The organism is Caballeronia sordidicola, from assembly GCF_000729995.1.
Lineage (GTDB): Bacteria > Pseudomonadota > Gammaproteobacteria > Burkholderiales > Burkholderiaceae > Caballeronia > Caballeronia sordidicola_A.
In genome coordinates, this window is record NZ_JNFG01000215.1 from 58,811 (window position 1) to 78,225 (window position 19,415).

Genomic DNA, 19,415 nt, shown 5'->3' on the forward strand with positions numbered 1-19,415 from the left:
TTTCAAACGGACAGGAACTGCCTGATGCGGGTGGTATCTATGGCATCGCGCGGGCTTTCATGCACAAGCCGGCCGCCTTCGATCACGAAGAGCCGGTCCGCCACATCCATCGCGAAGCTCAACACTTGCTCCGAGACCACAATGGTGATCTCACGCAGCTTGCGGATCTCGTGCAGTGCCCGCGCAATGTCCTTGATGACGGACGGTTGAATGCCTTCGGTCGGTTCGTCGAGCAGCAGCACCTTGGGTTCGCTGACAAGCGCGCGGGCTATGGCGAGTTGCTGTTGTTGTCCGCCCGACAAGTTGCCGCCCTTGCGGTTGCGCATTTCATGGAGCACGGGAAAGAGGGCATAAATTTCATCGGGAATCCTTTTCGATTTTGTCTGCTCCATCCCGGTCCGGATGTTCTCCTCCACGCTGAGCGAAGAAAATATCTGCCGCCCTTGTGGCACATAAGCCAGTCCTTTGGCCACGCGCCGGAAGCTTTCATCCTTCGATACATCCGCGCCGTCCAGCTCGATCGCGCCGCCTTTCACGGGCAGCACGCCCATCAACGCCTTGAAGAGCGTGCTCTTGCCCATGCCGTTGCGGCCCATGATCGCCACGATCTCGTTACGGGCCGCCTCGAACGAGACGCCATGCAGCGCCTCGCTTTGTCCGTAGCTCACGAATATGTCTTTTACGTGCAACATGGCCGTAGCCTCCTCAGTCCTCAATCCTCAATGTCCCAGATACACGTCGATCACGCGCGGGTCGTTCTGCACCTGATCCATCGGACCTTCGGCGAGGATCTTTCCCTGATGCATGACGGTGACCTTGTGCGCGATCCGCGCGACGAATTCCATGTCGTGTTCTATGACGATCATCGACCGGTTCTGGCAGATTTTTGTGAGCAGCTCAGCGGTGATTTCCCGTTCACGCACGCTCATTCCCGCGATGGGTTCGTCAAGCATCAACAGCTCGGGGTCCTGCATCAGCAGCATGCCAATCTCCAGCCATTGCTTCTGACCATGCGACAGCAGCCCGGCTTCGGTCGGCAGCAATGAGGCCAGTCCGATCTCCTCGGCCACTTCCTGCACCCGCTCGCGAACGTCCTCGGTGCAGCGGAAAGCCAGCGCGCCGAACACGCCGCGTCCGCGCGGAAACGAGACCTCCAGGTTCTGGAACACGCTCAGGTTTTCGTAGATGGACGGCGTCTGGAACTTGCGCCCGATACCGGCCCGCACGATGCGGAACTCGGCCATCGATGTCATCTCGACGTTCTTGAACTTGATCGATCCGCTGCTTGCCGCGGTGCGACCGCAGATCAGGTCGAGCAAGGTCGTCTTGCCCGCGCCGTTCGGTCCGATCACGACCCGCAGTTCGCCGCGATCCACATAAAGATTGAGGGCGTCGATCGCCTTGAAGCCGTCGAAGGAGACGCTCAGGTCTTCGACCGCCAGCAGGAAGTCGGTGTTGCTCATCACGGGCTCCCGAGGGTGGAACGGCTACGGCTATTTCTATTCACCCGGCGCAAGACAGAAGCCATGCGCGGCTTCACGTGCGTCTCGTATAGACCGGCGAGGCCATCGGGGAAAGCCATCACCACGCCTATGTAAAGCGCTGCCATCAGCAGCAGCCAGAGGTTCGGAAAGCTTTCGGAAAAGTAGGTCCGCCCGAAATTCACGAGCAGCGTGCCGTACACCGCGCCGACCAGCGACATGCGCCCGCCGACAGCCGCGTAGATCACCATCTCGACCGACGGCACGATGCCGACGAACGACGGTGACATGAACCCGACCTGCAGCGTGAACATCGCGCCGCCGATAGCGGAGAGCAGCGCGGCAAGACAGAACGCAAAGACCTTGAACATGGCCACGTCGTAGCCGGAGAACCGCACGCGGTCTTCCTTGTCACGCATCGCGAGCAGGAGCGTGCCGAGTTTGCTCGTCTGCACCAGCCGGCAGAACAGGATGGCGACCAGCAGAAGCACGGCATTGACGAAGTACAGGATGATCTTGGCCGAGTCGGGACGGATGTCCCAGCCGAGCATCGTCTTGAGGTCGGTGATGCCGTTCACGCCGCCGGTGTATCCCTGCTGGCCGATGATCAGCACCGAGAGTATCAGCGCGATGGCCTGCGTGATGATCGCGAAATACACGCCACCCACGCGCCGCTTGAACATCGCGAAACCGATTACGAAAGCGAGCGCGGTCGGGATGATCAGCACGGCCGCAATCGCGAAAGGCAAATGCTCGAAGGGCTTCCAGAACCATGGCAACGCCTTGAGCTGGTTCCAGTCCATGAAGTCGGGAATGCCGGGTGTCGACTGGATTTTCGTGCTGACAGGGTCCGACGCTTCGAGCTTCAGAAACATCGCCATGCAGTAGCCGCCAAGCCCGAAAAACACACCCTGGCCGAGACTCAGCACACCGGCGTACCCCCACGCCATGACAAGGCCGATCGCGACGAACGCGTAGGTCAGGTACTTGCCGACCAGGTTGAGGCGGAACACGTCGAGCATCAGCGGCATGACCACCAGCAAAATGAGTGCTAGCAGCACGAAGCTGCCGAAGCCCCTGTAGGCCAGCCAGTCGCGCAGCGCGGCGAGTCGCGACGGAGCGGCGGCGGGTGGCGAATCGGTAACGCGGTTCATGGCGAACTCCGGTGAGAGGGGGGCAGGTTCAGCACGCTCAGACACGTCGCACCTTCGACGCGAAAAGTCCCTGCGGACGTGCCATCAGGATCAGCACGACAGTGAGCAACGTAATCACGCGCGCCGATGAGCCGGTAAGGAAGAACTCACTGATCGACTGGGTCTGCGCAATGCCGAAGGCCGAAGCAACGGTCCCGAGCAGGCTGGCCGCACCGCCGAACGTGACTACGAGGAACGAATCGACGATATACAGCGACCCGCTAGTGGGACCCGTCGAGCCGATGGTCGTGAACGCCGCGCCGGCAACACCGGCCATGCCGCAGCCGATCGCGAACGTGAGCCGGTCAGTGCGCTTGGTATCGATACCGGCGGCGTTGGCCATCGTCCGGTTATTGACGGTGGCACGCACCCGCAGGCCCCAGCGCGAGCGATACATGGCGGCCAGCACACCGGCCGTGAGCACGATGGCGAGGCACATCACGAACAGGCCGTTGATCGGGATGTCCAGGCCCGGCGCAGGCGACCACGATCCCATCAGCCAGTCGGGCAGCGTCGGGCTGACTTCCTTCGGGCCGAAGGTCGAGCGGAACATCTGCTGCATCGCGAGGCTCAGGCCCCAGGTGGCGAGCAGGGTGTCCAACTGACGCCGGTACAAGTGGCGGATCAGCAGCCATTCGACGATCCAGCCGAACACGAATGCAATCGCGAACGCGGCCACGATGGCAAGTGGCAGGAACGTATTGGTGGCGACGACGCCCATCGACTCGGCCCACTTCGAGAAGACGTACACCGTGTACGCGCCGATCGTCATGAACTCGCCATGCGCCATGTTGATGACGCCCATCTGCCCGAAAATCACCGCGAGGCCGAGCCCCATTAACAGCAACACGCTGAAGAGGCTCAGGCCGGCGAAGCCCTGCATCAGCGTAATGTTCAGAATATCGGTGGCCGACATGGCGGATTCCTTGGTAGCAATTTGGCCGGGCGTGGCGCACGCGTTCGTGCGCCACGCGAGACGACCGACGACAGAAGGATTACTGATAACCCTTCGGGAACGGATTCGGCTCGATCAGATCGGGCGACTCCGCGACCACCTTGAACTGCCCATCGGCTTGCGCCATGCCAATGCGTGTCCGGCTCCACAGGTGATGGTTCGGATGGATCTTCACGTAGCCTTCGGGCGCCGTTTTCAACTCGATGCCGGGGGACGCAGCCACCACCTTGTCGACATCGAAACTGCCGGCTTTTTCACACCCGGCTTTCCATAACCACGGCCCGAGATAGGCCGCTTGCGTGACGTCGCCAATCACGGACTTGGGTCCATACTTCGCCTTGAACGCGGCCACGAATGCCTTGTTGTTCGCGTTGTCCAGAGACTCGAAATACTTCATGGCCGAATAGAAACCGGCGAAATTTTCCCCGCCAATGCCGAGCACTTCGTCCTCGGTGACCGAGATGGTCAAGAGGAATTGTTTGTCGGCGGTAATGCCGGCTGCTTTCAATTGTTTATAGAACGCGACGTTCGAGCCGCCGACAATGATTGCGTAGATGCAATCGGGCTTGGCGATCTTGATCTTGTTGATGAGCGAGTTGAAATTCGTCTGCCCGAGCGGGTAATACTCTTCGCCGACCACCTTGAGATGCAGGTGGTCCTCAATATGTTTGCGTGCGATTTTGTTCGACGTGCGCGGCCAGATGTAATCAGAGCCGATCAGGAAAAATGACTTCGCTTTTTTCGTCTCCGATGCCCAATTGAGTCCCCACAGAATTTGCTGGGTCGCTTCCTGGCCGGTGTAGAAGACGTTCTTGGACTGTTCAAGCCCTTCGTAGAAGGTCGGGTAATACAGCAGGCCGTTGTCGCGCTCGAAGATCGGCAGGACAGCCTTGCGCGACGCCGAGGTCCAGCAGCCGAACACGCACGCAACGTGATCGTTCTCCAGCAGCTTCTTCGACTTCTCGGCAAAGGTCGGCCAGTCTGACGCGCCATCTTCCTGAATGATCTTGATCTTGCGGCCCAGCACGCCGCCCGCTGCGTTGATCTGGTCGATCGCGAGACGCTCGGCCTGGATCGAGCCGGTCTCGGAGATCGCCATGGTGCCCGTGGCGGAATGCAGCTGGCCGACGGTGACTTCGGTATCGGTGACGGCGAGCTTGGTCGTATTCACCTGGGCAGTCGACAGCGACTGGCCGAAGGCGAAAGCGGGCGCGGCAAGTGCCGGCGCGGCGGCAAGCCCGAGCAGCAGTTTGCGGCGGCGCTGGGAGATCAACTCCCCGCTGTCGGATGGACTGGTTGCATCGGGTGCGTCGTGCTGGTCGTCAAAAGGCATGGGACATTCTCCTTGGAGGCTCGTGGTAGGCGGCGTGGGCTGGTTCCGGCGCGATGACGTTGCGTCGGCATGGGGCAGAAGTTAAGTGGCCGATACGCGCACCGAAATACGTCTTTTGACGTACTGCGCGGGTATTTATGGATCGCTAGACTCATGACGCGAGATCATGACGCGACCCGTGCAATGTGATGCTCAGGACCTCACCGCCGTGTAATCACGTACGGCTTTCATGCTCATTGAGCCCAACCGGCATCCGCGAGAGCCATGCATCCTTCCGATTCCCCCGCCGCTGCGCCCGCGCTCGGCACGCAGCGCATCGTCAAGATCCGGCGTGACTACAACGCCTGGGTCGCCGACGAAACGCTCGAGGATTACGCACTGCGCTTCACGCCCCGGTCGTTTCGAAAGTGGAGCGAATTCCGGGTCGCGAACACGGCGTTGGGTGCGATCTCGTTCCTCGCGCTGGAAGCGATTGGTGGATCGCTTGCGCTGAATTACGGCTTCGCCAATACGGTGTGGGCGATTGTGGTGACCTCGGTGCTGATCTTCCTGACCGGCTTGCCCATCAGCTATTACGCAGCGAATTGCGGTGTCGACATGGACCTGCTGACGCGCGGCGCAGGGTTTGGCTATCTCGGCTCGACGGTCACGTCGTTGATTTATGCGGGCTTTACATTTATTTTTTTCGCACTCGAAGCGGCCATCATGTCGCTCGCGCTGGAGATGTATTTCCACATGCCGATCGCGGTCGCGTATCTCATCAGCGCGTTCGCGATCGTGCCGTTCGTGACATTTGGCATTACGCTGATCAACCGCTTGCAGAGCTGGACGCAGCCCGTGTGGATCGTGCTGCTGGTCGCCCCGTATATCGCCATCCTGATTCGCGAGCCCCATCTGTTCTCCGACTGGGCGACCTTCGCGGGCTACGCGCAAGGCGGCCGCGAATTCGGCCTGATGCCGTTCGGCGCGGCCTGCACGGTGATTTTTGCGCTGGTGGTGCAGATCGGCGAGCAAGTCGACTTCCTGCGTTTCCTGCCGCCGCGCACAGCGAAGAACCGGGTGCGCTGGTGGTGCGCGATGCTCGCCGCCGGTCCCGGATGGATCGTGCCGGGCGCGTTGAAAATGCTTGGCGGCGCCTTCCTGATGTTCCTCGCGTTGCAGAACCAGATCGATCCGTCGCGGGCCACCGAGCCCACGCAAATGTATCTGGTCGCGTTCCGCTATGTCTTCGATTCCCCCGGCTTTGCGCTGGCCGCCACCACGCTTTTCGTGATCGTCTCGCAGGTCAAGATCAACGTGACCAACGCGTATGCTGGTTCGCTCGCATGGTCGAATTTCTTCGCGCGTCTCACACATAGTCATCCGGGCCGGGTTGTCTGGCTGGTGTTCAACGTGCTGATCGCGTTGATGCTGGTCGAGCTCGGCGTATTCGGCGCCATCGGCAAGGTGCTGGCGTTGTATTCGAACGTGGCGATAGCTTGGATTGGTGCGCTCGTCGGCGATCTCGTGATCAACAAGCCGCTGGGTTACAGCCCGAAGGACGTCGAGTTCAAGCGCGCTCATCTCTACGACGTCAATCCGGTCGGCGTCGGTGCGATGCTGGTGGCATCGATCGCAGCGGCGCTTTCGCAAGCGGGTTATCTCGGCGAAATTGCGCAGGCGCTGGCGCCGTTCATCGCGTTGGCGGTGGCGTTTATCTGCGCGCCGTTGATCGCGTTCGCTACCCGGGGGCGCTTCTATCTCGCCCGGGGTAGCGAGGATCTCGAAGCGGGGTCGGTGCTGCGGTGTGTGATCTGCGAGAACCAGTTCGAGCGCGAAGACATGGCGTCGTGCCCGGCCTATGCGGGTGCTATCTGTTCGTTGTGCTGTTCGCTCGATTCCCGTTGTGGCGACACCTGCAAGCCGCACGCGCGCTTCTCTTCGCAATTGACGGTCGCTCTCAAACGCGCATTTCCCAAGCTTGAACCCACATCGCAGACATTGCGGGTGGGGCGTTACCTGATCTACCTGAGCGTGACCTTGTCGCTGCTTGGCGCGATGCTTTATCTCTCATATAACCAGACCGCACAGACGCTCGCTACCAGCAACGAAAGCGCGCTTGATACGCTGCTGCGCGGTTATCTCAAGGCTTTCTTCGCGCTGTCGCTGGTCGGTTGCATCGGCGTGTGGTGGCTCGTGCTCGCCAAGGAGAGCCGCGCGGTGACGCAGGAGGAATCGAAACGGCAGACCTTGCTGCTGATGCAGGAGATCGAGGCGCACCGTCTGACCGATGCCCGCCTTCAACAAGCCAGCGCCGCCGCCGATGCCGCCAATCGCGCAAAGAGCCGCTATGTGACAGGCCTGAGCCACGAGTTGCGCACACCGCTCAACAGTATCCTGGGCTACGCGCAGTTGCTGCTGCGCGGCTCCGGCGCGGTCGATGCACCGCAACGCGATGCGCTCGCGACCATCTACCGCAGCGGCGAACATCTGCTCGCACTAGTGGACGGCCTGCTCGACGTCGCGCGAATAGAAGCCGGCAAGTTACAGCTCGACGTGTCTGAGGTGGCGCTGCCCGACCTGCTGACGCAACTCGGCGCGATGATGGAACCGCAGGCGGCGGAGAAGGGCCTGGCGTTCCATCTGGAGACAAGCGGCCGCATACCGGAGGTAGTTCGCGCCGATGAAAAACGCGTGCGTCAGATCCTGATCAATTTGCTGGGCAACGCGGTCCGCTTCACGTCGCACGGGTCGGTGAGATTGCGGACAAGTCACGCCTGGGGCTTGGCGACCTTCGAAATAGAAGACACCGGATCGGGGATTCCTGACGAGCAACTGGAAGCGATCTTCCTGCCCTTCGAGCGCGGCGAGGCGGCGCGTCACAACGATCATGGCACAGGCCTGGGACTCACCATCTGCCGCTTGCTGACAGAAATGATGGGCGGACGGCTGGACGTGCAGAGCCGGGTTGGATCCGGCACGCGATTCGTCTTGCAACTGTTCTTGCCCGAAGTGCGCGACCCGCGCGTGCTCGTGACAAGGCCTCGCGACGTGCTGGGATATCCGGGGCCACGCCGCTCGATCCTGGTCGCCGACGACCTCACGGATCAGCGCCGCATTGTCACGAGCGTGCTCGAACCGCTCGGCTTCACCATGATCGAAGCGAGCAGCGGGCCGCAGGCGCTGCAACTTCTCGCCACCCACGACGTCGACCTGATCGTGATGGATGTCGCCATGCCATCGATGGACGGCTTCGAAGCCAGCAGGCTCATTCGCGAACATCGACTGAGCGAGGCGCCCATCCTGATCCTGTCGGCCAATGCATTCGCCGGTGATCTGGAGAAGGGCGCGGCGGCGGGCTGTGACGACTACCTCGCCAAACCGGTGCACTTGCCGCTTCTGCTCGACAAGGTTGCCGCCTTGCTCGAAATCGAATGGCTGACTGAAGCGACCGGACCGGCTCACGAGTCCGCCGCGTCGGCGCAACTCGCGTTGCCGTTGCCTGAGGCGCTTGTGCTCGAGCTTCGCCGCTTCCTTGAACTCGGGTACATGGAGGGGTTCGTCGCGCAGCTTGATGAAGCAGGGCAGACCCATCCCGAACTCGCCGATACCCTCGCACCGCTGCGCGAATCGGCACGCCGTTTCATGCTTGACGACCTTGACCGGCAATTGCGCGCGGTCGACGGAGCCCCACCCGATGCAGCGACACCCGATGCAGCCTGATATTCCGCTGGGTCGCCCAGTTGTGCTGATTGTCGATGACACGCCAGACAATCTCGCCATGCTGTCGAGCGCGCTCGTGGCGGCAGGTTACGCGGTGCTGGTGGCACTGGACGGCGCCTCGGCGCTTGAACGTATCGCACGTCTCACGCCTGACGTGATCCTGCTCGATGCCATCATGCCCGGCATGGATGGCTTCGAGACCTGCGAGCAAATCAAGAGCAATGATCTCTACAAGCACATTCCGGTGATCTTCATGACCGCGCTGGCCGACACCCAGCATGTGGTGCAGGGCTTCAGGGTGGGCGGTATCGACTATGTAACGAAGCCGATTCGTCCCGATGAAGTGGTCGCGCGGATTGCGGCTCATGTGCGCCGGGCGGCGAGCCAGCGCCACGCGGATATCGTGCTTGAACTGAACTCCCGGGCGGCGGTGATTGCGACGGCTCAGGGCGAAGTCCACTGGCACAGCGCGCTTGCCCCGCAGCGGTTAGCTCATTTCTACGGCACCGATAACAACGTGGCGATTGCGGCCGGTCCGTTGACGAGGCTGCCGGGAGCATTGACGAACTGGCTGCTGGATTATTCCTCTGCTCCGGACGAGGACCGGGCGCAAACCGTCGAGATCCTGCCTGGTGGCGAGCGGCTGGTGGCGCGCATCGCGGGCGCGGCGAATCGTGGCACCTGGATCGTGGTTTTCGAGGAGCATGCCGATGGGCGCGATACGGCAGATCTGGCGCTGCGTTTCGGGCTCACACAGCGCGAGGCGGAGGTGTTGCTATGGTTGTCGCGAGGCAAGACGAATCGCGATATTGGCGAGATTCTGGGGATGAAACCCCGCACGGTGAACAAGCACCTGGAGCATATCTTCGAGAAGCTGGGCGTGGAAACGCGCACCGCCGCAGCGGCTACGGCGTTGGGTGGAGGGCGCTAAGTGGGTGCAGTGGTATAGACAGCGGCATGCTTTGCGATTGATTGCTGATTTGTTCCTGCGGGGAGCTTTAAAAATTCAGGGTAAACCCAAAAGGATGTCCCATATAAGCTCAATTCTCCAGGTGATCCTCGTCGTTATCCTGGACTGCTGCACTTGCCGCTTAAAAAGCTCCTCGTCATCCGGACCCTAAAAAACCTCTTGTATATACCGATTTTGTTGTCCTAGACTTGAGGCAATTCTCTTGTATAGACAAGACGAAGGCCAAAGCTAAAAGGACGACCGATGATCAAGCTCACCCCCGGCAATCTCACACTGCCCCAACTGCGCCGCATCGCGCGAGAACGCGTCCAGCTGACGCTGGATCCGGCAAGCTACGCAGCTATCGATACCTGTGCGAAAGCGGTGGAGGACATCGCTGCGAAGGGTCTGCCGGCCTACGGCATTAACACGGGTTTCGGGCGGCTGGCGAACACGCACATTCCCGCGGATCAGCTTGAGCTCCTGCAACGCAATCTCGTGTTGTCTCACGCCGTGGGCGTAGGTGAGCCGATGTTGCCGCCCGTCGTTCGCCTGCTAATGGCGTTGAAACTGTCGAGCCTTGGGCGCGGCCACTCGGGGATCAGGCGCGTTGTAATGGACGCCATGATCACGTTATTCAACGCGGATATCCTGCCGGTCATTCCCGTGAAGGGTTCTGTGGGCGCATCGGGCGACCTTGCGCCGCTCGCGCATATGTCGGGCGTGTTGCTGGGCATTGGCGAGGTGTTTATCGAAGGCAAGCAGATTCCTGCCGTCGATGGACTGAAAGCCGCCGGTCTCGCACCGCTGACGCTGCAGGCCAAGGAAGGTCTCGCGCTGCTTAATGGCACACAGGCTTCTACCGCGCTCGCTCTGTACAACATGTTTGCTATAGAAGACCTGTTCCGCACGGGGTTGGTGTCGGGTGCGTTGTCGGTGGATGCCGCCGAAGGTTCTGTGAAGCCCTTCGATGCCCGCATCCATGCGCTGCGCGGACACGCCGGACAGATTGATGCCGCTGCGGCGTATCGCACCTTGCTCGAAGGCTCCGGCATCAACATCTCGCATGCCGATTGCGACAAGGTTCAGGACCCGTACAGCCTGCGTTGCCAGCCGCAAGTAATGGGCGCGTGTCTCGACCAGATGCGCCACGCAGCCGATGTCCTGCTGATCGAAGCGAATGCCGTATCGGACAACCCGCTGATCTTCCCGGACACCGGTGAAGTGCTCTCAGGCGGCAACTTCCACGCGGAACCCGTTGCGTTCGCCGCCGATAACCTCGCCATCGCTGCCGCCGAAATTGGCGCGTTGGCGGAGCGCCGGATCGCATTGCTGATCGATGCGACGCTCTCCGGTTTGCCGCCGTTTCTGGTCCGCGATGGCGGCGTGAATTCGGGCTTCATGATCGCGCATGTGACTGCTGCGGCGCTGGCGTCGGAGAACAAGACCTACGCGCATCCGGCGTCCGTCGACTCATTGCCGACATCGGCGAATCAGGAAGATCACGTCTCCATGGCGACGTTCGCCGCCCGCAAGCTTGGCTATATTGCGGAGAACGTGGCGCATATTCTCGCTATCGAGTTGCTCGCGGCGGCGCAAGGCGTCGACCTGCGCGCGCCGCATCAGACCAGTCCGCGCCTGCAACCGGTTATGCAATCGATTCGCGCGGACGTCGAACATTACGCGCTCGATCATTACTTTGCACCGGACATCGTGTCAGTGGCGAAGCAGGTGACAAGCGGAATGATTGCCGCATTCTGCCCGCTTCATTTCGCTTCGGAAGGGGTGGCGTAAACGTAGACTTAAACCTAAGCGAGTGCGATAGCAGCGGCGATCAACTCTGCCGCTGCATGTTGTCGGCGCTGAACCTGCATCCCAGCCGATACCGCGTCCCGGGATGCACGAAGCGCGCGAACGTCACCGCTACGTTATTCGCCCAGGTCCGACGCACGAGCGTCAGACACGGCTGGTCCGGGCCGATCTCAAGTAGTTTCGCATCCGCACGCGAAGGCAGCACCGCGTCGACTACGTGCTCGACCTCGTGCGCCGGCACGGTATTGAACAGATACTCCGAGGGCCGCACCGTCGCGAAATCCTGCTCGAGAAAATGCGGCGCGACATCGGGGTTCACGTAACGATCCTCAAGCTGCACCGGCACGCCGTTCTCGCGATGCACGCACACCACATGAAATACCGACGCACCCGGCGCGAGTCCGAGTGCCGCCGACACGTCACTGGCCGCCGCCTCACGCGCGGCATGCACGATCGCATAACTGTACTCGTGTCCGCGCGCGCGAATTTCATCGCCAATGTGCGCGATCATCAGCAAGGTGGACTGCGGTTTTTCTTCCGCGATAAACGTCCCCACGCCCGAGAAGCGCGTCAGCACGCCTTGCTCGGTAAGCTCGCGGAGCGCCCGGTTGATCGTCATGCGCGATACGCCCAATTCGCCGACCAGGGTCATCTCCGATGGAATCCGGTCGCCGGGGCGCCACTCGCCGGAGAGGATGCGCGTGCGGATATGTTCCTTCACACGCTCGTAGCGCGCAAGCGGCGCGGTGGCGGATGCCGGGTTCGAAAGGCTGGCTGTATTCATGTCTCGCTCATGTATGGCTCAAGTTTCGCTTATGTTCCGTTATAGTCCGCTGATTCAGTACTCACGTGAACCGCACTTGCCGATGGTTCCTCCGGTTCACGTCGCGCCCAGAACGCGTTCCGGTCGAGATAGTTCTGCAGAAACTGTTTGAGCCTCGGCTGCTGCGCGTTGTGAAACACGTCCTCGGGCGATCCTTGTGCCTCGATTTTGCCATGATCGATGAAGACGACCGTATCCGCGACCTGTGCGGCGAAGCCCATTTCATGCGTGACGATCACCATCGTCATACCGTCGTTCGCAAGGTTCTTCATCACTTGCAGCACTTCGCCGACCAGCTCGGGATCGAGTGCGGAGGTAGGTTCGTCGAACAGCATGATGTGCGGTTCCATCGCCAGCGCCCGTGCAATGGCCACACGTTGCTGCTGCCCGCCGGAGAGCCGCGCCGGATGATTGTCCGCGCGGTCGGCGAGACCGACCTTGTCGAGCATGGCCAGCGCCCGCTTGCGAGCCTCGGCCTTGGAGAGCTTGCGCACGCGCACCAGCGCCTCGGCCACGTTTTCAACGGCCGTCATATGAGGCCATAGGTTGAACTGCTGGAACACCATGCCCACGTTGCGCCGCACGCGATTGATCTCGGCCTGCGGCGCACGCATGCGCCGGCCGTTGCGGTCGGTGACATAGCCGATCAATTCCCCTTCGATGAAGATCTCGCCCTCGCTGTATTCCTCGAGGAACGCAAGCGAACGCAGCAGGGTGCTTTTCCCCGAACCCGATGGTCCGATGATGCAGGTCACCTCCGACTTGCGCACGGCGAGCGAGACATCGTCGAGCACTTTCAGCGCGCCGAAATGCTTGCCGACATGCCGCGCATCGACAAGATATTCGGCGGGCGTTAGCGTGTTGCCAGAATTCAGTTTCTTCATGACGGGTTCTTCATGATTCAGCGCTCAGTTTGATGGGGGCCAACGCGCGTTCACCGCGTGAGTCAACGCGTGAGGAAGCGGCCTACGCGGATCTCGACCCACTGTCCGGCTCGCGACGCCACTTCCACGAGCACGAGATAACACACGCACAGCGCGAGCAAGGTTTCGACGAACGCAAACCGCTCCGAACCGATACCGGTCAGCACGAACGTCAGCTCCGGCACGGTGACGACCGACAGCACCGCCGTTTCCTTGCTCAGCACAATGATCAGGTTGGTCAGCGCCGGCACGATGATGACCAGCATCTGCGGCAACTGTACGCGCATGATGACCTGCAGCCGCGTGAAGCCGAGGCACTCGGCGGCTTCTATATGACCCCGTGGCACCGACGTAAAGCCGGAACGGAATGCTTCCGCGAAATACGCGCTGCCATAGAGCCCCAGTCCGACAATGCCGGCCGTCAGTGGTTCAAGCGAAAGCCCGAGCGAAGGCCCACCGTAATACAGCACGAAAAGCTGCACGAGAAACGGCGTTCCCCGGAACACTTCTATGTAGGCACGCAAGAATCCGCGTATCCATTTGCCGCAAAATATTTGCAGCAACGCGACGGCGAAACCGATCGCCATGCCGATCATCACGCCGCCGATCCACACGCCAATAGTTGTCGCAAACCCTTCAGCGAGGGCGGGCAGGGAGTCGGTCAGAACCGTGGGGTCGAATTGAATGGCCATGGTTTATGCCCGCTCCATGCGGCGCTCGGCGCGATGTCCGGCCAGCGACAACGCCCCGTTGATCACCAGGTACATCAGCCCGGCCGCAACATATGCCTCCAGCGGCCGATACGTGCTCGCGGCAATATTCTGCGCGGTGCGCGTGATATCGGCGACACCGACGACCGAGATCAGCGACGACGCTTTCACCAGCATCACCATCTCATTGACGAGCGAGGGCATGGTCGTGCGTAGCGCCTGGGGCACCTGGATGCGCAGCACCGCATGCAGCCGCGATAAACCAAGCAACTGCGCTGCCTCGAGCTGCCCATGCGGAATGCCGATAAATCCACCCCGCAGGATCTCGGCGAGATAAGCGGCTTCGCATAACGAAACGGCAGCGGCGGCGGCCACGAGCGGCGGCACGTTGATGCCGAGGAAGGGCAGGAAATAGTAGGTCAGCAGAAGCTGCACGAGCAGCGGCACGCCGCGAAAGAAGCCGACATACGCGCCTCCGAGCTTTGAGACGAAGAAGTTCTTCGAAAGCCGGGCGCTGCACACGGCAATCGCAATAATGAAGCCGACGACCAGCCCCACGAGAGAAATCAGGACCGTGGCTTGCGCGGCCTTGATCAGATAGGGAAGAGCATCGAGCAACGCGTGAAGGCTGAACATGAGCTGTCCGGCAAGAAGCAAGGCAAGAAGCAAGGCGCTAAAGCTAAAGCGCCTTGCAGGGCATCGATGGTTCGCTGATTCAACCTTTCAATAGTTGGGCACCGGCATGGTGGTAGGCGTGTCCATGGCTACACCGAACCACTTCTTCTGCAACGCAGCGAGACGGCCATCGCCGTGCATCTTGATGATTGACTGATTGATCGCGTCGAGAAGCGGCTTGCTGTCCGCGTCCTTGCGGCCGAGGAAAGCGAAATACACCTTCGTACCGAACGGAGGTTGAACGACCGCAAAGGTGTCCGGACGCTGGCGCGCCACATACGCGATATTCGGCAGCGAATTGCCCACAGCGACAATCCGGCCAGCGGCAAGATCCGCATAGGCCTGGTTATTGTCGATGTACTCGCGCACGCTCGTCTTGCCCGGCAGCGTGGCGACATATTGCTTCAACTGGTCGAGTTGTGCGGTGGCCTTGCCGCCGCCGACTGTCTTGCCGGCGACGTCCGCGTTCGTCTTGATGCTGGTGTCGTTCGCGCGCTTGAGGAGAGCAACCGTGCCGTCCGCAATCGGCAGAGTGAACTCATAACGTTCCATGCGCGCCTTCGTGATGGTCACCGGGCCGCTGACAATATCGAACTTGCCGGCTTCGAGTCCCGGCAACACGCTCGGCCACGGCAAGTCGATGGAACGCACCTTTACACCGAGGTCCTTCGAGAGCTCGGCGAAGAAATCTTTGTTGAAGCCTTGTTGCTGTCCGTTTTCCAGGAAGTCGAACGGTGCGAACTGCATCTCGGTTCCGACCACCAGTTCACCGGCCTTCTTCACCTTCGCCAACTGGTCTTCCGCATGCGCCGAAACCGCCGTCGCAACCAGCGCGGCCACGAGCAGACGACCCTTCCACTTCGAGACAAAATTCATTGTTGGACTCCCTTGGGTTTAAAGTGCTCCCGGCTTGGGGCAAAGGCGCGCGCCGGTGCGCCGACCTGCTTGTGATGCGATTCAGTATATACCGTCAATTTGCATTGCCAAGCGTGTCAAAAATACTTTTGACCGCACCATGTCGAGGCTTGCGAACTTCGCGCAAACGCCGGGTTGCGTTCGGCTAATTGGCGGTATATACAGACACTTGATGTGGATTCCGGCGGACGCTCATGGCTTATCCGCAGACGCTTGCGGCCGGGTTCAGGCAGTGCGATGCCGGTCATGACGGGTCGCCCGCAGAGATGGCATGGCGACGCACAGTGAAACCGTTTTTGGGTCGGCCGCGCGCCGTGCGCCGGTTCGCCATGATGTCCGCCGCAAACTTGGAGAGGCTCATTTGGCCCTTACGGTATAGACGGCGATAAAACTTCGGAGCACCTGGATGACCTCGACTTCTCACATCCCCATCGTCGATCTGGCGGCCGTTCGCGCGATGGATCCCGCCGGCTTGCGCGAGGCCGCAGCCGCGATCCGCGACGCGTGCACGAGCATCGGTTTTTTCTACATCAGCAATCACGGCGTGCCGACTGATGTACTCGAAGGCGCGGTGAAAGCGGCGCGGGAATTCTTTGCCTATCCGGTAGAGGTGAAGCGGCGGGCCGCGGTGAATCATCGGCATCGCGGCTTTAATGCGCTAGGCGACGCCGTCATGTATCAGGCCACCAAGCCGGACTACAAGGAATTTTTCAGCATCGGTCTGGAGTTGCCGGAAGACGATCCGAGCGTGCTTGCTGGTGAAGCGCTGCGTGGCCCGAACAACTGGCCCGACTTCATGCCTTCGCTGCAACCGGCCCTTTATGGGTACTACGAAGCGATTGGTGCATGCGGCGCGGATTTGTTGCGCGCGGTGGCGGTGAGCCTGGACATCGACGAAATGTTTTTCGTGAGCAAATACACGAAGCGCATGCAGCGCACGCAGATGGTCTATTACCCGCCGCAAGCGCCCAAGTCGGACGCGGATCAGTTCGGCGTCGCGCCGCACACGGACTACGGGTGCATCACGCTGCTGTGGCAGGACAACGTGGGCGGTTTGCAGGTGAAGGAACTTGCAACCGATAGCTGGATCGACGCGCCGCCCATTCCCGGAACGCTCGTGGTGAACGTGGGTGACTTGCTTGCGCGCTGGTCGAACGATCGCTTTCGTTCGACGTTGCATCGCGTAATCAATGGCTCGGGCCAAGAGCGATATTCGATCGCGACCTTCTACGATCCGACTTATGGCGCAAGCGTGGACCCGCGCGATCTGGGTCTTGAGGGCGTGCAGCCGCTCCATGAACCGGTGGCTGCAGGTGACTACATCCTGGGGCGGATCAACGATTCCATGGGTTATCGAAAGAAGCGCGCGAATGGCTGAGCAAACGATGAAGCACATAGTAGAGACGCTGATTGATGCACTCGGCGCCGGGTCCGTGCGTTTCGGCGATGCCATCGAACCTCGCAATCTCGGCGACTGGAGTGGTCGCTCGCCGGTGTCGCCGTTAGCGGTCGTCCTGCCTCGTTCGACCGGCGATGTCGCCACCGTGCTGCGCCTTTGCAACGAAGCGCGGCAAAGTGTTGTCCCGCAGGGCGGCATGACCGGACTGGCGGGCGGCGCCATTCCTTCCGGCGGCGATATCTGCCTGTCACTCGAACGGCTGGTAGGCATCGAAGAAGTTGATGGTGCAGCTGCGACCATGACGGTGCTGGCTGGTACCACATTGCAAACCGTGCAGGACGCCGCGCAGGAAGCGGGTTTTGAATTTGCATTGGATCTCGGTGCGCGCGGCTCGTGTCAGATCGGCGGTAATCTCGCTACGAACGCGGGTGGCGTGCGCGTGCTGCAGTCGGGCACGGCGCGGGACCAGGTGCTCGGACTTGAAGCCGTGCTCGCCGATGGCAGCGTGCTCAGTTCAATGAACAAGATGGTCAAGAACAATACGGGCTACGACCTGCGCAACCTGTTTATCGGTTCGGAGGGAACGCTTGGGGTTATCACGCGAGCGGTATTGCGTTTGAAACCACGCCGCGCCGCGCGCAACACCGCTCTGTGCGCTTTGAAAGATTACGGCGATGCGGTCGCGTTGCTGCGCTCACTGCAAGCCACTTTCGGCGACGAAATTGGCGCGTTCGAAATCATGTGGCCGGAGTTCTACGATTTCGGTGTCGGATTGACACGCTCCCGGCAATCGCCGCTTGGCCAGGCTTATCCGCTTTACGCATTGATCGAGCAGGCCGGGTTCTCCGACGATCATGGCGAGCGGTTTTCCGCGGCACTGAATGCGCAACTTGAAGCGGGCGTGGTGCTGGACGCGGTTGTTGCACAGTCACAAGCGGAAACCCAGGCGCTGTGGGCGATTCGCGAGGCGACGGCCGAGTTGCCGGTGAAGATCGAGCCGATCAATTTCGATGTCAGCTTGCCGATAGGCGAGATCGGTCATTTCGTCGATGCGTGCCGCAAGGATTTCGCTGCACGCTGGCCGACGCACTACGGTTTGTATTTCGGCCACATCGGCGACTCGAACCTGCATGTCACGCTCGATGCCCGTTCAATCCCCGGCGTGACGGTGGAAGAGGTCGACTTGGCGCTGTACGGGATGGTTCGCGACTACAGCGGGTCCATATCTGCGGAACACGGGATCGGTGTGCTTAAACGGCCGTTTCTCGGCTATTCGCGCAGCCCCGCCGAACTCGCTTGCATGCAGGCGATCAAGCATGCCCTCGATCCGCATGGCATTCTCAATCCCGGCAAGGTGCTGCCCGCCGCGGGCGATCAAGACGCTCGAAACGAACAAGGAACTCCATGAGCGTGACTGCTTTTATAGAAAGCCTGCGTGCTGAAGTGCGCGGCCTGCCTGCTTACAATGCGGGGTTATCGGGGGAATTCGTGCGGGCGCGTTATGGCGTCTCGCATGTCGCCAAGCTCGGCAGCAATGAAAATCCACGTGGTGCGAGCGCGGCCGTGCTTGCGCATCTTGCCCAGTCCACCACAACCGGCACGCTCGCGCTGTATCCGGATCCTTCATGTAGCGCGTTGCGTGCAGTGATTGCTGAGCGGCTTGCAGTCGATCCGGAGCAGTTGCTCTTCGGCAACGGTTCTGAGGACTTACTGGCTATTGCAGCCCATACGTTCCTTGGCGCTGGCGATGAAGTGGTCACCGTGATCCCGTCGTTTGGCTTGCACATCATCTATCCGCAGAGTGTTGGCGCGAAGGTGGTGACCGTGCCAATGCGCTCAGACCTCGAATTCGATGTGGACGCGCTGGTCGACGCAATTTCGCCGCGTACGCGCATGGTGATTATTAGTAATCCTAGTAATCCGGTAGGCTGCGCAATGGATACTGCTGACATGCGCCGCCTGTTGAGTGCGGTGTCGCCGGGGACGCTGGTGTTGTGGGACGAGGCCTATTTCGAATACGCCTCCGATGAACACGGTTACCCGGACAGTCTCGCTGTTCTGCGTGATTCAGGTTTGCCGTGGCTGTTGTTGCGCACTTTTTCGAAGGCCTATGGATTGGCGGCTTTGCGGGTGGGTTACGGTGTGGCGTCGGCGCCGGAACTAGCGGGGCTGATGAATCGCGTGCGTACGCCATTCAATATTAACCAGATTGCGCAGCAGGCTGCGGCTGTGGCATTTGGCGATCAGGCGCATGTTGCGGCGAGCGTTGCGGATGCTCGCTCCGGTCGTGATTGGATGCGCGCTGAGTTGATCGGGCTGGGTGTGAATCCGGCACGCTCGCGCGCGAATTTCCTGTTCTTCGATTGCGGGGAGGACGCGGCCAAGCTCGCTGGCCGGATGCTGGAGGATGGGGTGATTGTGAAGCCGTGGCGCGAGCAGGGTTATGAAAATTGCATGCGAGTCAGCGTTGGAAGTGCTGCGGACAATGCTTTGTTTATCGAATCGTTTGAATGGCGGCGGGGCGGCTAGAGGGTTCGCTCGGTTT

General features: G+C 60.8%; 16 protein-coding genes. 6 read left to right on the forward strand and 10 right to left on the reverse strand.

What is annotated here, in order from left to right:
• Positions 1-2: 2 nt before the first annotated feature.
• The 5 genes from urtE to urtA all read right to left on the reverse strand — a co-directional run bounded on the left by urtE (position 3) and on the right by urtA (position 4,962).
• Positions 3-692, reverse strand: coding sequence for an urea ABC transporter ATP-binding subunit UrtE (gene urtE / locus FH08_RS0146990; RefSeq protein ID WP_031365010.1), 690 nt, complete (start codon positions 690-692; stop codon positions 3-5).
• A 27-nt stretch (positions 693-719) separates the two neighbouring features.
• Positions 720-1,463, reverse strand: coding sequence for an urea ABC transporter ATP-binding protein UrtD (gene urtD, locus FH08_RS0146995; protein ID WP_031365011.1), 744 nt, complete (start codon positions 1,461-1,463; stop codon positions 720-722).
• Positions 1,463-2,635 carry an urea ABC transporter permease subunit UrtC gene (urtC, locus tag FH08_RS0147000; RefSeq protein ID WP_035569062.1) on the reverse strand — a complete coding sequence of 391 codons (1,173 nt, stop codon included), beginning with the start codon at positions 2,633-2,635 and terminating at the stop codon, positions 1,463-1,465. The genes urtD and urtC overlap by 1 nt, the downstream gene beginning before the upstream one ends.
• A gap of 37 nt (positions 2,636-2,672) precedes the next feature.
• Positions 2,673-3,590, reverse strand: a complete 918-nt coding sequence (gene urtB / locus FH08_RS0147005; RefSeq protein ID WP_031365013.1) for an urea ABC transporter permease subunit UrtB — start codon at positions 3,588-3,590, stop codon at positions 2,673-2,675.
• Positions 3,591-3,669: 79 nt separating this feature from the next.
• Positions 3,670-4,962, reverse strand: a complete 1,293-nt coding sequence (gene urtA, locus FH08_RS0147010) for an urea ABC transporter substrate-binding protein (protein ID WP_051889070.1) — start codon at positions 4,960-4,962, stop codon at positions 3,670-3,672.
• A 264-nt stretch (positions 4,963-5,226) separates the two neighbouring features.
• On the opposite strand from urtA, the gene FH08_RS0147015 reads away from it, so the two are divergent.
• The 3 genes from FH08_RS0147015 to hutH all read left to right on the forward strand — a co-directional run bounded on the left by FH08_RS0147015 (position 5,227) and on the right by hutH (position 11,407).
• Positions 5,227-8,664 (forward strand): ATP-binding protein, encoded by a 3,438-nt coding sequence (locus FH08_RS0147015; protein WP_031365015.1) that lies wholly within the window; start codon positions 5,227-5,229, stop codon positions 8,662-8,664.
• Complete coding sequence (locus FH08_RS0147020) at positions 8,639-9,595, forward strand: response regulator (RefSeq protein WP_051889071.1); 957 nt, start codon at positions 8,639-8,641, stop codon at positions 9,593-9,595. The genes FH08_RS0147015 and FH08_RS0147020 overlap by 26 nt, the downstream gene beginning before the upstream one ends.
• 282 nt (positions 9,596-9,877) lie before the next feature.
• Entirely contained in the window at positions 9,878-11,407 is a 1,530-nt protein-coding gene (gene hutH, locus FH08_RS0147025; RefSeq protein WP_031365017.1) for a histidine ammonia-lyase, read from the forward strand.
• A gap of 40 nt (positions 11,408-11,447) precedes the next feature.
• Here the strand turns inward: hutH and hutC are convergent, their stop codons facing one another.
• The 5 genes from hutC to FH08_RS0147050 form a co-directional block, all read right to left on the reverse strand.
• Entirely contained in the window at positions 11,448-12,209 is a 762-nt protein-coding gene (hutC, locus tag FH08_RS0147030; protein ID WP_031365018.1) for a histidine utilization repressor, read from the reverse strand.
• Between the two features lie 29 nt (positions 12,210-12,238).
• The gene (locus tag FH08_RS0147035) at positions 12,239-13,132 is read right to left on the reverse strand and encodes an amino acid ABC transporter ATP-binding protein (RefSeq protein WP_035569066.1); all 894 of its coding nucleotides are present in this window, start codon (positions 13,130-13,132) and stop codon (positions 12,239-12,241) included.
• Positions 13,133-13,194: 62 nt separating this feature from the next.
• Positions 13,195-13,863 (reverse strand): amino acid ABC transporter permease, encoded by a 669-nt coding sequence (locus tag FH08_RS0147040; protein ID WP_031365020.1) that lies wholly within the window; start codon positions 13,861-13,863, stop codon positions 13,195-13,197.
• A 3-nt stretch (positions 13,864-13,866) separates the two neighbouring features.
• Positions 13,867-14,517, reverse strand: coding sequence for an amino acid ABC transporter permease (locus tag FH08_RS0147045; protein WP_031365021.1), 651 nt, complete (start codon positions 14,515-14,517; stop codon positions 13,867-13,869).
• A gap of 87 nt (positions 14,518-14,604) precedes the next feature.
• Entirely contained in the window at positions 14,605-15,432 is an 828-nt protein-coding gene (locus FH08_RS0147050; RefSeq protein ID WP_031365022.1) for a transporter substrate-binding domain-containing protein, read from the reverse strand.
• Between the two features lie 445 nt (positions 15,433-15,877).
• Here FH08_RS0147050 and FH08_RS0147055 point away from each other — a divergent pair, with 445 nt between their 5' ends.
• Genes FH08_RS0147055 through FH08_RS0147065 form a run of 3 tightly spaced genes read left to right on the forward strand, consistent with a single transcriptional unit; the run spans position 15,878 to position 19,399 of the window.
• Positions 15,878-16,849 (forward strand): isopenicillin N synthase family dioxygenase, encoded by a 972-nt coding sequence (locus tag FH08_RS0147055; protein ID WP_031365023.1) that lies wholly within the window; start codon positions 15,878-15,880, stop codon positions 16,847-16,849.
• 7 nt (positions 16,850-16,856) lie between these two features.
• On the forward strand, positions 16,857-18,278 hold the full coding sequence (locus FH08_RS0147060) for an FAD-binding oxidoreductase (RefSeq protein WP_235210736.1): 1,422 nt from the start codon (positions 16,857-16,859) through the stop codon (positions 18,276-18,278).
• The gene (locus FH08_RS0147065; RefSeq protein WP_031365025.1) at positions 18,275-19,399 is read left to right on the forward strand and encodes an aminotransferase class I/II-fold pyridoxal phosphate-dependent enzyme; all 1,125 of its coding nucleotides are present in this window, start codon (positions 18,275-18,277) and stop codon (positions 19,397-19,399) included. The genes FH08_RS0147060 and FH08_RS0147065 overlap by 4 nt, the downstream gene beginning before the upstream one ends.
• The last annotated feature ends 16 nt before the right edge of the window (positions 19,400-19,415 follow it).